Source organism: Caballeronia mineralivorans PML1(12), assembly GCF_001028175.1.
Lineage (GTDB): Bacteria > Pseudomonadota > Gammaproteobacteria > Burkholderiales > Burkholderiaceae > Caballeronia > Caballeronia mineralivorans.
The window spans coordinates 38,107-52,798 of the sequence record NZ_AEJF01000249.1; the positions used below are offsets into that span (position 1 = coordinate 38,107).

The window sequence follows — 14,692 nt, forward strand, 5'->3', positions numbered from 1 at the left end:
CTCGGCAGGGCACTCAACGCACCACTGCGATGCCCGTTGAACTCGCAGATATGCCCCTACACGAATCCAATTTATCAATGTAACCTACTTCCATTGCCACCGTCGCCAACCAGGTTACCTCCTTGTTCGAGCGCTTCGAGCCGTAACGGATCGTAAGGAATTGCGCAGGCGACAGCTGACACTCGCGCGTATTGGCAACGCTCCGTGTCCGCGCAGTCTGCGATCGAATCCTCCCGACGGAAACTTGCCGCATCAGGGCGCGCACTGCGGCAGACACCCGTTCGTACGCGACGACTTCACGAAGGTGCGCACAAGCGCACCGGGTTCCGTCACCACGGGCAGGTAATCCTGGGAAATCATCGCACCCGACTTGACCTCGTGGATCCTCTTGGTAAAGGCACGTCCAGGAACGAACAATGATGATCTACTTCCTTCGACACCGTCCTTCTAGAAGCCCCCACGGGCCAATAGCAGTTCTGGAGGGCGCGCGATCACCGCTTCGCGCGCTCACCGCGCCGCTGGCGGGTGCCAATGACCTGCCTTCGCTGATCACATCGTTCGGCCGTGTCGCGCGGTGCCTGGGATTTTCTCATTACGTGATCAGCAGGCTTTCGCGAGCACAGTGCGCTTCCTGCTCCGAAGCGGCGCTGGAGATGATCTGCGCACACTATCCGGATCAATGGGTGCAGCATTACCAGAAAAACGGCTATGCCCTCGTGGATCCGGTTCACCGCACCGCTTTCACTCAAACGGCCCCGTACCGGTGGCGCGACATCGCCAACCTGAACCGGCTCGAACAGCGTGTACTTGACGAAGCACTCGAAGCAGGACTGGCCAACGGAATCAGCATTCCAATCCATGAACCCACGGGACGCGTCCTGCTTGTCAATCTGTCGGGACAGGCTTCAGTGGTAAATGCGGAAGCCACCCGGCGACTGGCGCATTTGATCAGTACGCAGTTTCACTACGAGTTCGAGCGACTGAGAAAACATCAATCGGCAGCGGACTCGCAACGGTTGACGCCGCGCCAATGCGAATGTCTGACGTGGGTCGCGCGCGGCAAGTCCTCCTGGACCATCGGTCAACTGCTTGGCATTTCCCAGCACACAGTGGATTATCACATCGACACCGCCATGGAAGCCCTGAACGTCAACAGCCGGACCTCCGCCGCCGTCAAGGCAGCTGTGCTTGGACTTATCCGCCCCTGAAGACGTGCTGCGCCCTGCGAAGGATCCAGCGCTTTTCCCGTCAACCCTGTCGACGGCGAAATGACGCCGGCATTATCGTTGGTATACGGCCGGTCCGCTCGCTTCCGCAACCTCCCTGACTCCCTAGTTCAAGGACATTCTGGACTCGCCTACCGTTGAAGCTAACAACTTCGGCGGGAGATACACGATGCCCTACATCGCTGCAGGCAGACTGGAAGACCTGCCGCCAGAAATCCAGGCAGGACTCGGTGCATACCGGTATGAAGTCTTCGTCCGGCGCCTCGGCTGGACGCTACCGACTTCAACCGACAACCAGACATCGGAGTGGGACCAGTTCGACGACGGCGCTACCGTTCATATCGTCGCGCTGTCACCGGTACGTCGCATCTGTGGTTGCGCGAGGCTGATGTCTACAACCGGTCGATATCTGCTCAAGGAGGTGTTTCCAGAGCTCCTTGGCTCGGAGCCGCCCCGGGAATCGACTACGCTCTGGGAGCTTTCCCGCTTCGCTGGGTCACCCCAAAAATCGCGCGATGACAATACGAGTGAGCGCAACGCGCCCGGCATGCAGCTGTTTCCCTATGCGCTCGCGCTTGCAGCGTCATTCGGCGCAACCGACGTGATCGGGGTCGTATCGCGCTCCGTGGAACGCCTGTATCGTCGTTCGGGGCTCACCCTGCAGCGCATCGATCCTGATCTCGCAGCCCGGAACGCCAGCATCGTCGCCTGCTCCATCGAACTTTCCCCAGCCACCTTCAGCCGACTCGGTTGCGATCCGTGCGAACTGATAAAGTCAGTACATTGGTTTGGAAAGTCGCGGTTGCCTGATACCACCGGGGGCGTCGATGACGCAGGAAGCTTGGGTACCGCACTGCTGCCACTGTCAGATGACCGGACGCCCCCTGGCAAGGCGCGCCATGCAGGTAGATCAAGACTGCCCTGCGGCAGCGGCGGATAGCAGCACGCCCTTCGAGTTTTGCTGAACAAATGCCCGCGCATTCCCCCTGCTCGAGCGGCGGGTTTGCTTGGCGAACCCAAGGCGAAGCCGACCGCTCAGGAGGGGGTCGAGCGGGCAGGTTTGGCTTTTGCCTTGGTTGCCGATTTTTGAGCGTGCGCCTCAGTGCCCGGCGCGTCGACGTACGCCCATACCGTTGGTTTTCTTGCGCTAGGCCTCGTCGTCATGGAACGCCGCAAAGTCACCTTCAAGCTCTACCCCAACGCACGCGAGGCCGAACGCCTCACGTCGTGGATCCGCTTGCACTGTGAGTTGTACAACGCGGCGCTCGAGGAGCGCATCGACGCATACCGCAAGGCCGGCAAGTCGATAAGCGGCGGGAGAGTTAATTCATCGGGTGCGGCCCTTGCGCTCATCTCCTTTGTCTGCGCGCGAAAGAGATCTCGGCTCAAGCCTACCTTTTCGCTTTGTCAAACGCGACGACGGACGTGATGCCGATTATCTGCCTCCTTTATACAATCAGGCCTGATCGCTGACGCGTAAGCCTGTCCGCTACGAGATGCCTCGCCATTAGACTGCGCCCTGAAGTCAAGGCGCTCATCAATCGCGCGGGCCACAGTCGATGACTTCGGGGGATTGTCTGCGTCGTAGTCTTTCCAGAATAGGTATATCGCATCGAACAGCACTGAAAGCACTGCGGTGACATAAGGCAGATGGATGATCACGCCGCCTTCAGGGTCACGCAGTCCATCGCCCCACGGACGCTGCGCGGTCCCTGTGAAACGGTCGATCCATCCTCCGGGCGGAACCATGGCGCGCAAGCATTCGAGTTCCCGTTCCAAACGATCCTCAACCGCGTAGTGTCGGGCAGTAGAATGCGCCAGCGCCATCTGCAATTCAGTCACCTGACGCTCCTTCGATTTCAACTGGCTTTCCAGTCGGGCGAATTCTGCTTCGGCACGTTGCGCGCGCCAAAGCAGAGCATCAGGGCTACCGGCCGGTCTGCTACATCCACCACTGCCGGTCAATTGCCATTCGTTTCCAAGTGGATCCATGATGCATCTCCCACTGGGCGCAGCATGACGCCGTATTGCTCCGTGATCTGTGACCCACGGCCCAAAAGATGAAAGAAATCTTCACCTCTCCGAAAGCAGTTCACCCCCGTGATTTTCTTGACCGATGCCTGACGTGGACCAGATCGTTGTAGCTGACCACCTGTAGCTGACCACCTGTAGCTGATCACCATTGCGCGGGTGACAACAACCGATCTGCTTTCCGGCTTCAGGGAAACCGGGCGAAGAGCAAATAGACCGTTAGCATCGTTGATTAAATATGATGATTGCGTCAATGACACGTTTTTCGAGCTTTCTACCTCCTCTGTCAACTACAAAATCAGGGAGGTAGTGCGCAAGTGGGAAGCAAAATGCGCAAGCCATCCGTGCATGGTCCAGACCGGATTTCAGCTTTTCTCACACCGGGTAATGTCACGGACATTACCGAGCACCAACGGCTGCATCTGACGGATAAATTTCAATATATTTCACTTTCCTAGTTATACTTACAGTTTGAAATTTGTGCCTTCCTGACATCAAATTTTCTGCAAGGCGCGTCGAGCTCTTCGAGGGTGTCTTTGCATCTAACCGCTTTAACAAGTACTTCGTGACAACAAAGACTGTCTGGGAAACACGCTATGCCTTCGCAGCATATTTAGCCACAGGTCGTCTCCAGTCCGTCGTTGAGCTGACTGCGTCCGCGCTTGAACGGCGGCAGCTCGGGCCTCGGCGTGGGCAATGACGTGCGGCTTGCGCCGAGTAGCGCGGCGGGCCCCGCCACCAACCCCGCTCAATGCCGCATCAAGGACCACAATAGCAGCGCCAGCAACAGCACCGTGACCAACTGCCAGAACAGCACCGGATCGCTCTCGAGCAAGGGCTTGCGCCGAACCGGCGCCATCGCGTCTCGGCCGCTCGAAAAACGTTCGAGATCGGCGCAGACTTCAAGCACGTCCTGATACCTGCGCGCCGGATCGGGCTGCAGCGCTTTCTCCAGCACCAGGTCGAGCCATTGCGGCGCGTCGGGCCGATACTGATAGAGCGGCACGCGGCCATTAAAGCCGTAGGGCAGCTTGCCGCCGCTGAACAACCGGTACAGGGTCACGCCATACGCGAACACCTCGGAGCGCGCATCGCCTTGCGAGCCTTTCATCAATTCGGGCGCCATATACGCAGGCGAGCCCGGTGCGGCGTCGGGACCCGGCACCTGCATGCCCGGCATGTAACCGAAACCAAGATCGAGCAGGAGTGTGCTATTGCCCTGGATCACCAGCACGTTCTCGGGTTTGATATCGCGATGGAAGATATTGCGGCGATTCAGCGCGTAGATCGAACGGCCCAGATGCCGCGCGATCTCAAGCGCACGTGGCAACGCGATAGGCTGCGGCGCCGCCAGCAGTTTTTCGAGCGTGACGCCGGCGCCGAGCGGCATCACCACATAAAGCCGGGTTTGCCGGTCGGCATCGACCGGAATCGGCGCGAGCACGCCTTCGTCGCCGATCTTGCCGGCCAGCCAGCGCTCGCGCACGATCGACTGGCGCACGTTCTCGTCTTGCTCGACACGCGGCTTGGGAAACTTGAGCGCCAGCGGCGTGTTCGGATCGGCCAGATCGTAGCCGGAGAAAATCCGCGAATAGAAGCCATCGCTCAATACGCTCTTGAGCAGATATCCATCGACAACATTGCCGGCGTCGGGCACCGCCGGAATTGGCAAGGCGCCGACCACTCGCTCCAGATAACTGGTATCGAGCAAAGGCAGGCCGCCCACATCGACCACCGCACTCGTCACGTCGTCCTGCGAGCCGCGCGTCACCGCCAGCGCGTCGAGCCGGCGTGCAGTTTCAAGCGCACCGCTGCGCGCCGCCAGCACTGTCTGCAGCTCCCGCATCGGCACTCGGCGATAGAGCCCGTCGGAGCACATCAGCAGGCGGTCGCCCTCGCGCAGCTCAAGGGTTTCGATGCGAGTCACCAGTGTGGGATGCATGCCGACCGCATGCGCCACATAAGAACCGAAGGCGACCGGCACCACGTCGTCGTCGCCGAGCTGGGTCAGTTGGCCATCGCGCAGCAGATAGAGCCGCACATCGCCGGCCGCCACCAGATACCCAGTAGCGCGGCGCACGATCAGCGCTGCAAAGGACGCGGCCATCTGGTTCAGTGCGGGATCGACCCGGCCGATCTGATGCAGCCAGCCGTGTATTGCCTCGAGCGCGCGCGCAGCGGCCACGCCGGGCTGCAAGGTGTCGGGGAGCCCGTAATAGGCATCGATAAACGTCCTCACCGACAGTTCGGCCGCGACCCGCCCGCCCTTGCTGCCGCTCATGCCATCGGCCAGGGCGATCACACTGCCACGCGCGGCGCGCGCGGCCAGATCGCCGAGCATCACGCCGACGTAGTCTTCGTTGATGTGATCCTGCCCGCGGCCGCGGGCAGGGCAAGAGACACAACCGATCTCAAGGGCGGCGCACTCGCCGCGCTCCGGCCGCAACTGCAGGTCGATTTCCTGGCCGCCCATTGCGCGGCGGCTAGCGGCCCTCCCCTCTGGATCGTCTGGCATCCGGACCGTGTCCGGTGCGGGCAAGTTATCCAGGGAGAAGGGTTCGGTCATTTACTTTTTGCCATGGGTCATCACGTCGCTTGTTTCCAGATCGTGCTCGATCTTCTCGAGCACCTGCGGCGAGCGCTTCTTGAGCATCATCAACCAGACTGCACCAACCAGCATATACGCAACGAACAGATAGGGCAGGATGTTATACGGATAATCGGGCACCGGATACACGCTGCCGATCACCGCGCCGACCATGGCCAGTGCGCCGAGCACGCCCCACACCACGTTGATCGTCTTGAGCTCACCCTGCTTCTTCAGATAAACCGGTGCCGCGATTGCGACCAGGAAATACACGACGAGGAAGCCAAAGGTTGCAAACGTACTGGTATAGCCGAAGGTGTTGAGCGGACCCGTGCCGAGCATGGCAATACACACCACGAAGGTCACGATCGAGGAAAACGCAACGGCCAGGTACGGCGTCTGGTGCGTGCGGTGCACCATGCCCATTGAACGGTGCACGAACTGGTAGCGGCCCATCGAATACAGCAGGCGGCTGGACGAGTTGATGCACGCAAGCACGCACGAGAACGCGCTGATCGAGGCGATGAGATAAAACACCGGGCCGAGCGGCGAGGCGCCGACGCTCGTGAGCAAGGTGCTGAGCACGGCCGAATCGGCGCCGAGCTTGGCTGCGTCGTCGTGGTAGGCGATCGTCATCGAATAGGCCACGAACATAAAGAACAGGCCCGACAGGATCACGCTCCAGATCACCGCACGCGGAATCACGCGCAGCGGGTTCTTGGTTTCCTGGCCGAGCGAGGCCGCGCTTTCGAAACCCACGTACGAGAAGATGCCGAGCACCATGCCCTGCGCCATGCCCTTGCCGCTCACGCCCTGCAGCCCCAGTTGCGTATGGTCGATGATATGGTCCGGATGCAGTGCGAGCACATAGATCAGCACACCGCCCACGATCACCACCGAAGCGGCTTCGATCCCCAGCGACAGGCGCGAGGAGAGCTTCACGTCACGTGCCGAGAAGAACCAGGCCAAGCCGACAAAGATCGTGTAGACCGCCCACGACGGGATATTGATGCCCCAGGCCGAAAAAGCGTTCTGCACGAACATCACGCCTGCGGCGCCAACCCCCATCGCAGTGCCCACATAAGCCGCAATCAGGCCCCAGCCGGCAATGCCGCCCGCCATCGGCCCAAGCGCGCGCGCGATATAGATAAAGAACGAACCAGCCGAGGCGATCCGGCTTGAGAGCGCGATGATGCTCATGCTCACCAGCAGCAGCCCGAGCGTCGAAAGACCATAAATCAACCAGGTCCCCGCGCCGGCCAGCGCCGCGATCGCGGTCACGTTGATCGACGGTGTGAAGGTCGGAGAAAGGTTCGCGATGGATTGGCCGATCACCTCGGCAAAACCTAACGTGCCGGTGCGCAGGCCACCGGATGCTGCCGGCGCTGCTTGCGTGCTGCTTTGCGGAGTGCTTTGCTGCGTGCTCATGTTGGGCTCCTTATGGATTGGTGAATCAAAGTTGAATGCGCCCAGGTTCCCCGCCACTCCCTGCACAACATCCATCGTGGTTTAAAAAAGCGACACGCAACGCATGTGAGCAAGCTATGCAACACGCTTTTGAACCCGGTTGCAGCGCGCTTCAGGCTTGTCTTCAATCAAACGGGAATTTTATTGGCGAGCAATAAAGTTTCCCCGAGTGAAACTATTCACGCGCAACCCGCCTCGGCAATCTGGCGACACGCTTCACGTTCCACGGTGAGATACCCCACGGTCCTGAGCGTCTGGTCAGGACGCCCATTCAAATCCTGTCGATCTTTGTGTATCCGCAGTCGAGTGCTAACTGATCTCTTACTGTTTCCGGTCACGATCAACGGGTAAGCCAATGCAACGTTTATGCCATGTTCATATCGGGAATCAAAAATTCCTTGCAATAAACGCTTCGCACGCAGCCAACCTTTGTCGATATTCAGGCTGAAGGGCTCACTGGCTTGACTGCGGTGCACATCTTCATTGCGGCTGGTGCGACTTTGCACAAGAACGGGGTGCGTGGTTAAGCAGCGTTAAAAGCAACGCTTATACAAAATCGAACCCGTGCCCTGAGTCATCAATTCCTTGACTTGTTGAGTCGGAGCCCCGCCAGGGAGCCGACACGGCGACCGACGATGCTCGGACCAGTCTGCCGATTCCGACGCTATTTCTTACCCACCATTTTTCCTTGGCACTCCTTCTGCCCCCATCCGGCCGGGATTTGCTAAATCCGGCTCGGACGCAAGTCGATGTTGCTCGTCTCGCTCGTCACCATGGGCCGCGCGACCGTCGCGATCGGATTGCTGCGCAATCATTCGTCGACAGGCATCTGGGCGCCGATCCTTCTACTGAGCCTGCGCATCGTGCAAGGTCTCGCCGAGGTGCTCACCCGGGCCTCGAAGCTGGTTTTGCTGGGAGCGCCGCAACCGTGTCGACCGGCACGCCGTTCGACCTGATCGTGGCATTCGGACTTACTGTAAGTGCCGTATTCATCGGAAATCTTTCAACCCGAAGCTCCGTCTTGGTATGCGAGGTATGCGATCGGTCAGCGTGCGCTGCTAAATAACTGAGCCACCAGAGCGCGCAGCCAACGATTCCCGGCTTCGTGGTGATATCTGGCGTGCCAGTGCTGCCGAACGACGAAACCATCCACGGGAACCGGGCAGGGATGGACCGCCAGATCATTGACCTTCGCCAAAGTCTCGCCAATGTGTCGCGGCAGCGTCGCAATCAGGTCGGTACTTTTGATGATTGCCCCCAGCCCAAGGAAACCCGGCAACTCGAGCACCACGTCCCGCTCGATGTGCTCGCGCACCAGCGCCTGTTCGAGCAGTTGCGCCCCCGTCCCCGCAGTAATGGCGACATGCGCCTCCGCGCGGTATTGCTTCATTGCTAGCCGGGCACGCACCCGTGGGTGATGCCGGTTGGTCAGACACACCCAGTCCTGCGTATATAACTGCTGCTGGTAAATCCCGCCGCCCAGCCAGGGCACATGGCCGATCGCAAGGTCAGCCTCGCCGGACTCCAGCGCCCGTTCGGTATTGCCGTCGATCCTCGCCGCCTCGAGACGGATTCCCGGCGCCTGCGCGCGCACGTGCGCCAGCAGGCGAGGAAGAAGCGTAATGTGGCTCGCATCGGTCATACAGATGCGGAAACGCCTCTGCGCGGTGGCGGGGTCGAACGCGATCTCCCATGCAGCGAAGCGCCGCAACGATTCAAGAATCTCCCGGCACGGCCCGATCAACGCGTCGGCCTGCGGCGTTGGCGCCATGCCGCCAGGCGTACGGACAAACAACGGATCCTGCAGGTGTTCCCGCAAACGCCCTAGCCAGATGCTGACCGTAGGCTGACTCTGCCCGAGCTGCTCCGCGACGCGGGTGACGCTGCGGACATCGTAGAGAAGGTCGAAGAGCTGCAGCAGCTTCAGATCAGGGAGGTCTGTTGAGTTCATTGGTTTATTGTCCAGTGCAATGAGCTCATTGTATTCATTGCATTGCCGGAATGAACACCAACTCGTATCTTCAACTCCATGTCAAGGAGAAACCATTGAAGATTGCGATTTTGGGTGCCGGCGCACTGGGCTGCGCCGTCGGCGCCGCACTCACTGAAGCCGGTCAAGAGGTTTGGCTGCTGAACCGCTCGGCGACGCACGTCGAGGCCATGCGTCGCGACGGCCTGCGGGTGGACGATGCCAATGGATCCCGCCGCGTCATGGTCCGGGCCACTACACAGGCCGCCGAGGCCGGCGCCGTGGATCTGGTCGTGGTGCTGGTCAAGTCTTTCCACACCGATGCGGCGATGCGCGGCGCACTGGAACTGCTCGGGCCCGAAACGCTGGTTCTGTCGTTGCAGAACGGCCTCGGGCACGAGGATGTCCTCACCGAAATCGTAGGCCACGAGCGCGTGCTGGCAGGCAAGACCTACGTCGGTGGGGTGATGCGCAACCCTGGGCACATCGAATCCGGGGTTGCCGGTAAAGCCACCTACATCGGCGAGCTCGACGGCCGGCTTACGCCCCGTGTGATGGCGATTGCCGAAACCTTCAACACTGCCGGGCTGGCCACCACGGTCAGCGACAACATCGTCGGCACGATGTGGGACAAGCTGCTGGTCAATGTCGCCACAGGTGCGCTGACAGGCGCCACTGGCCTGACCTACGGGCAGCTCTACGACGAGCCGCTGTTGAAGACGACCGCGCTCGCGGCGGTTGCCGAGGCGATGGCCGTCGCCCGGGCCGCTGGCGTGAAGCTAGCCACGACCCATCCCGAACAGGCCTGGACACTCGCCGGCGAAGGGCTCTCTCCGGCCTTCAAGACCTCGATGCTGCAAAGCCTCGAAAAAGGCTCCATCACCGAAATTGACTTTATCAACGGCGCGGTCGTGCGCTGGGGACAGCGGCACGGCGTGCCGACTCCGGTCAACACGACACTGGTGGCCTGCATCAAGGGCATCGAGCGTGCCATGACCGACCGACAACACAGCAACATCGTGCATGGGACCAGAGTAAGCGCTAAAGCGCCAACTCTGGTCGACAAAGGAGACAACCGCATGAACGCCACCAGGGCATATCTGGAGCATGTCGCAATCTGGGTAAAGGACATTCACTGGCACATCCGCTTTTTCGAGGACGTCCTTGGCATGACGATGCGCGAGATCGACGGCACCGTCGAGGAACCCCATCAGTACTGGACGCTCGGCGGCCTGCAATTCATCCATAACCCGCGCCATGAAGGTAGCGAAGGCCGGCTCGCCCATCTGGGCGTGATGTGCGAGGACCTGGACGCGGCGTTGGCCGCGGCGCAACCGTACGGCGTCAGCGAAATGCCGCAGGGACGCAACTGGCTGCGTCTGCCGGACGGCCTCGCCGTCGAACTGATTCAGGCCAAGCCCGCTGCATGCGTCGCGCAGGCGCTGGCGATCAACCCCCGTGCGGAGACATGAGCATGACGATCATTGAAAAATACTGGGACGACGCCCGCGAGGGCGACGAGTGCGTGAGCCCAAGCTACACCGTGACCAAGGAGCGCATTCTGGCCTACGCCGACCTCACGGGCGACCACACGCCGGTGCATGTGGACGAGGAGTATGCAAACGCCAGTCACTTCGGCTCTATCGTGGCACATGGCCTATTCGGGCTATCGATCGCCGATGGCCTCAAGACACAGAGCGACTACCGCTTCCTGCCGGGCATGTCGCTGGGCTGGACCTGGGACTTCCTTTTGCCCATCAAAGTCAATGACGTGCTGCAAGTGAAATTCCGCGTGGGTGCCATGCGGGCAAGCAAGAGCCGTCCCGACTGGGGGATCGTCGTAGTGCCGTCCGAGCTGATCAATCAGGACGGCCAGGTCGTCCAGCATGGCGAGCATCGCCTGATGGTGCCGCGCCGACCGGGAGCATTCTGATGCAGGCCCGTCCTCTCGAAGGTATTCGCGTCGTCGACTACAGCCACTTTTTGGCCGGTCCATACGTAGGGCGCTGCCTGGCGGCGCTCGGCGCCGAAGTCATCAAGGTCGAGCGCCCCGGCAGCGGCGACGCTGGGCGCCAGCACGCCTGCGTGCTCGATGACCAGCAAAGCGGCTACTTCCTGCAGCTCAATATGGGCAAGCGTGGCGTCAGCGTCAACATGAAGGATCCGCGCGGCAAGGACTTCATGCAACGCCTGTGCGACTCGGCGGACGTGTTCGTTGAGAACTACCGGCCGGGCGCGCTGGACAAGCTGGGACTGGGCTATGCCGAGTTGTCAGCGCGAAATCCGAAACTGGTCTATTGCTCGATCTCGGCATACGGCCATACCGGGCCGGATGCACACCGCGCCGGCTTCGGGCTGATTGCTGAAGCCAAGAGCGGCATCATGCAGATGATCGGCACGCCCGGCGAGCCGCCGCCGCTGATGCGCATTTCGCTGGGCGACATGTACACGGGTATCCACGCGGTGGCGGCCATCAACGCCGCGCTGCTCGGTCGCGTAAAGAGTGGCCGGGGCCAGCATATCGACATGGCGCTGTACGACACCCTGGTGTCGATGCATGAATATGCAGTGCAGTGCTACACGATGCAAGGTGTTCTCCCTGAGCAGACAGGTCACGACATGCCCACGTCGACCCTTTACGGCGTGTTCCGTGCGGCCGATGGTGATCTCGTAATCGCGGCGCAGGTGGACGACGCGTGGAAGCGCTTCGCCGCCCTGGTCGAGGCACATGGGGGACCAGCCGGCTTTGGCACCGATACGCAATTCCACACCCTCGCGGGGCGCAATGCCCATCGATTGGAGATCCTGTCGGTGGTGCAGCCCTGGGTTGCCGGCCGACCGGTGGCACAGGTGCTGGAACTGCTGGACGGCATCGATGTGCCTTGCGCCAAGGTGCAGCGCATCGATGAAGTGCTCGCCGATCCGCAGATCGTCGCGCGGGGCATGGTGGTTGAGCAGCATCACCCGCGCTATGGGACGCTGCGCCTGCCGAACCTGCCGTTTCGCTTCTCGGACTGCGATACGACGATCCGCGAGGTCGCGCCGGACCTCGGTCAGCACAACGCCGAAGTGGCGCAGTCGCTGGGCTTCGACCCGGCCGAGATCGACGCCATGCAGACCGATGGCGTTCTTTTTTCAAAGTGAGGCCATGATGACTGACCAGTACGCGGTGATCGGCAGCCCGATCGGACACACGAAATCTCCGTTGATCCACGGTCTCTTTGCGCAGGAGACGCAGCAGGACATGTCCTATACGGCCATCGAGGGCCCCGTGGAGCCGCAGGATGCCTTTGCCGGGGCAGTGCGGGCTTTCGGCGCTGCGGGCGGCAAGGGGATGAACGTGACAGCGCCCTTCAAGCTGAAGGCCTTCGCGATGGCCGATGCATGCAGTGAGCGCGCCGAACTCGCCGGCGCCGCGAACGCCCTGAGGTTTGAAAACGGCCAAATCGTGGCCGAGAACTTCGATGGGCTCGGACTGGTGCGCGATATCGAGGTCAACCTGGGTCTGCCGATGGCCGGCAAGCGCGTGCTGATGCTCGGTGCGGGCGGAGCGGTGCGCGGCGCCTTGCTGCCCTTCCTCGCGGCGCGGCCCGCTGAGCTGGTTATCGCTAACAGGGACGTCGCCAAGGGCCAAGCGCTGGTGGCGCAAGTCGGCGGGCGCGGTCCGCTGCTCGCCTGCGGCTACGGCGATCTCGAAGCGATGGGCCGCTTCGACCTAGTGGTCAACGCCACGTCCGCCAGTCTCACTGGCGACCTGCCGCCCGTGCCCCCGGGCGTCTTCAGCCCGGAGGGCACGGCGTACGAACTTGCTTACGGCAAGAGGTTGACGCCCTTCCTGCGGCTGGCCCGCAATGCGGGCGTACGGGGTGTCGCGGACGGCGTGGGCATGCTGGTCGAGCAGGCGGCAGAAGCCTTCGCCTGGTGGCGTGGCATGCGCCCTCAGACACGGTCCGTGATCGACCGGCTCACGGTCCCCCTCGATTGACCTCTCCGTGGAGATGCGAATGACGAACGTCTTGATGCTGCACGGTATCAATCACAACATGTTTGGCAAGCGTGACCCGGTGCAGTAAGGGATGGTCACGCTGGCCGAGATCGATGCCCAGCTAGAGTCTCTCGGCGCCGACCTCCGCGTGCAGGTAGAGTCGTTTCAGACGAACAGCAAAGCGGCGATCTCCGTCAGCATCTCGCACCTTTCTACAGTCCGATCGGTCGCCCGACGATTGATCCGGAGCTCTGATCAGGCAGCTTTCGCATGCAATACTTGAGCAGACTCGCATTCCTGCTGTAAAGCGAGTCGAAGCAGGCGAGTCGCCAGAGGATGTGATCCGAACGTTGGCATTTTCGAGGCCACACATTTACGAATGGTTTGCGGCCTATCGTGGGGGAGGAATCCAGGCGCTACGCGTCAAAGCGATTCCCGGACGGCCAGCGAAACTGTCGTCTGACGCTATGCGCTTCGATAACGCTATGGGTGTATCCACCCCTGATCAGCAGGCTGACTGCACATCCAATGCGATACTGACCATAATATGGATATTAGAACGTCATACAAAATAAATCGGCAAACGCAGTTCGCATTCAACCGGCGCAGATAACACACGCGTTTTCGACCGGTCGCGCTCTTGGTAACGACGACCGTCGATCGAGAAATTGCGCTCGCGTTTCCTCAGCGGAGATACCCGACTTGCATCGAGTCAGGATTCGTTTAAGAAGAGCGAGTGCGGGATGCGGTTAGATTTCCAGGGCGGTTGCGTCGATGCGCGCGGATCAACGACACCGAGGACGCCGGCGAGGTTCCAGATCAGTTGCCCGCCAGCACGGACTGAACCGCCGCGCTGGTTGCAGTTTTTCGGCAACTGGCCTTATTCGCGTTACTCGAAACTCACCAGAACTTTCATCGCGCGTGAGCGATCGGCAGCCAACTCGAACGCGTGTATCGCTTCCGTATAGGGGAACGTCGCAGAGATCAACGGCTTCACGTCGATTAACCCTTTGTTCAGTAATTCGACCGCCACGGCGAACTCCTCATGAAAGCGAAACGCACCACGTAATTCGAATTCCTTCGCAACAAACACATTCACCGGCAAGGTCATTTCCCCGCCAAGCCCGACCTGCACGATCACGCCTCTCGGCCGCACGGCATCGAGCGCGCCTCTAAGCGCACGCTCATTGCCGCTCGCCTCGAACAGCACGTCGAAACTTCCTTTGTTCGCCGTGAACCGGGACAATCCGTCCGGGTTATCAGCGACATTGACGACTTCATCGGCACCCATTTGCAGCGCGCTGGAAAGCGCCAGTTCGCCCACGTCCGTTACCACAATGGTGGCTGCCCCCGCGCGCCGGGCCGCGGCCACGATCAACGCACCGATAGGTCCGCAGCCGGTCACCAGCACGCGCCGGCCCAGCAAC

At 61.0% G+C, this 14,692-nt stretch carries 13 protein-coding genes and 2 pseudogenes; 10 read left to right on the plus strand and 5 right to left on the minus strand.

The window, feature by feature from the left end; all coding sequences use genetic code 11:
- Nucleotides 1-416: 416 nt before the first annotated feature.
- Both EOS_RS40755 and EOS_RS40760 read left to right on the plus strand, forming a co-directional pair.
- Nucleotides 417-1,208 carry a LuxR family transcriptional regulator gene (locus tag EOS_RS40755; protein WP_087882070.1) on the plus strand — a complete coding sequence of 264 codons (792 nt, stop codon included), beginning with the start codon at nucleotides 417-419 and terminating at the stop codon, nucleotides 1,206-1,208.
- A gap of 187 nt (nucleotides 1,209-1,395) precedes the next feature.
- A complete protein-coding gene (locus EOS_RS40760) occupies nucleotides 1,396-2,166 on the plus strand; it encodes an acyl-homoserine-lactone synthase (RefSeq protein WP_063779140.1) in 771 nt (256 codons plus the stop codon).
- A gap of 467 nt (nucleotides 2,167-2,633) precedes the next feature.
- On the opposite strand, the gene EOS_RS40770 is transcribed toward EOS_RS40760, so the two are convergent.
- From EOS_RS40770 to EOS_RS40780, 3 genes are all read right to left on the minus strand, one after another.
- Nucleotides 2,634-3,218 (minus strand): hypothetical protein, encoded by a 585-nt coding sequence (locus tag EOS_RS40770; RefSeq protein WP_053064234.1) that lies wholly within the window; start codon nucleotides 3,216-3,218, stop codon nucleotides 2,634-2,636.
- Between the two features lie 787 nt (nucleotides 3,219-4,005).
- Nucleotides 4,006-5,823 (minus strand): bifunctional protein-serine/threonine kinase/phosphatase, encoded by a 1,818-nt coding sequence (locus EOS_RS40775; RefSeq protein WP_082163720.1) that lies wholly within the window; start codon nucleotides 5,821-5,823, stop codon nucleotides 4,006-4,008.
- Entirely contained in the window at nucleotides 5,824-7,272 is a 1,449-nt protein-coding gene (locus EOS_RS40780; RefSeq protein WP_053064236.1) for an APC family permease, read from the minus strand. It lies immediately after the preceding gene.
- A gap of 788 nt (nucleotides 7,273-8,060) precedes the next feature.
- Between EOS_RS40780 and EOS_RS47835 the strand changes: the two genes are divergently transcribed.
- Nucleotides 8,061-8,267 (plus strand): hypothetical protein, encoded by a 207-nt coding sequence (locus EOS_RS47835; protein WP_047897912.1) that lies wholly within the window; start codon nucleotides 8,061-8,063, stop codon nucleotides 8,265-8,267.
- A gap of 89 nt (nucleotides 8,268-8,356) precedes the next feature.
- On the opposite strand, the gene EOS_RS40790 is transcribed toward EOS_RS47835, so the two are convergent.
- Entirely contained in the window at nucleotides 8,357-9,262 is a 906-nt protein-coding gene (locus EOS_RS40790) for a LysR family transcriptional regulator (protein WP_047897913.1), read from the minus strand.
- 95 nt (nucleotides 9,263-9,357) lie between these two features.
- Here EOS_RS40790 and EOS_RS40795 point away from each other — a divergent pair.
- The 7 genes and pseudogenes from EOS_RS40795 to EOS_RS49480 form a co-directional block, all read left to right on the plus strand.
- Nucleotides 9,358-10,287, plus strand: a pseudogene (locus EOS_RS40795) (ketopantoate reductase family protein); the annotation flags it as partial.
- Nucleotides 10,288-10,359: 72 nt separating this feature from the next.
- Nucleotides 10,360-10,752: a VOC family protein gene (locus tag EOS_RS47675; protein ID WP_167348993.1), complete on the plus strand. Its 393-nt coding sequence runs from the start codon at nucleotides 10,360-10,362 to the stop codon at nucleotides 10,750-10,752.
- A gap of 2 nt (nucleotides 10,753-10,754) precedes the next feature.
- Nucleotides 10,755-11,213, plus strand: coding sequence for a MaoC family dehydratase (locus EOS_RS40800; protein WP_047897914.1), 459 nt, complete (start codon nucleotides 10,755-10,757; stop codon nucleotides 11,211-11,213).
- On the plus strand, nucleotides 11,213-12,424 hold the full coding sequence (locus tag EOS_RS40805) for a CaiB/BaiF CoA transferase family protein (protein WP_047897915.1): 1,212 nt from the start codon (nucleotides 11,213-11,215) through the stop codon (nucleotides 12,422-12,424). The genes EOS_RS40800 and EOS_RS40805 overlap by 1 nt, the downstream gene beginning before the upstream one ends.
- A 7-nt stretch (nucleotides 12,425-12,431) precedes the next feature.
- Nucleotides 12,432-13,265, plus strand: coding sequence for a shikimate dehydrogenase (gene aroE / locus EOS_RS40810; RefSeq protein WP_047897928.1), 834 nt, complete (start codon nucleotides 12,432-12,434; stop codon nucleotides 13,263-13,265).
- Between the two features lie 19 nt (nucleotides 13,266-13,284).
- Nucleotides 13,285-13,455, plus strand: a pseudogene (locus EOS_RS48595) (type II 3-dehydroquinate dehydratase); the annotation flags it as partial.
- A 103-nt stretch (nucleotides 13,456-13,558) separates the two neighbouring features.
- Entirely contained in the window at nucleotides 13,559-13,840 is a 282-nt protein-coding gene (locus EOS_RS49480) for a hypothetical protein (RefSeq protein WP_407639226.1), read from the plus strand.
- Nucleotides 13,841-14,154: 314 nt separating this feature from the next.
- On the opposite strand, the gene EOS_RS40820 is transcribed toward EOS_RS49480, so the two are convergent.
- On the minus strand, nucleotides 14,155-14,692 hold a 538-nt coding region (locus EOS_RS40820), incomplete at its 5' end, for a zinc-binding dehydrogenase (protein ID WP_047897916.1).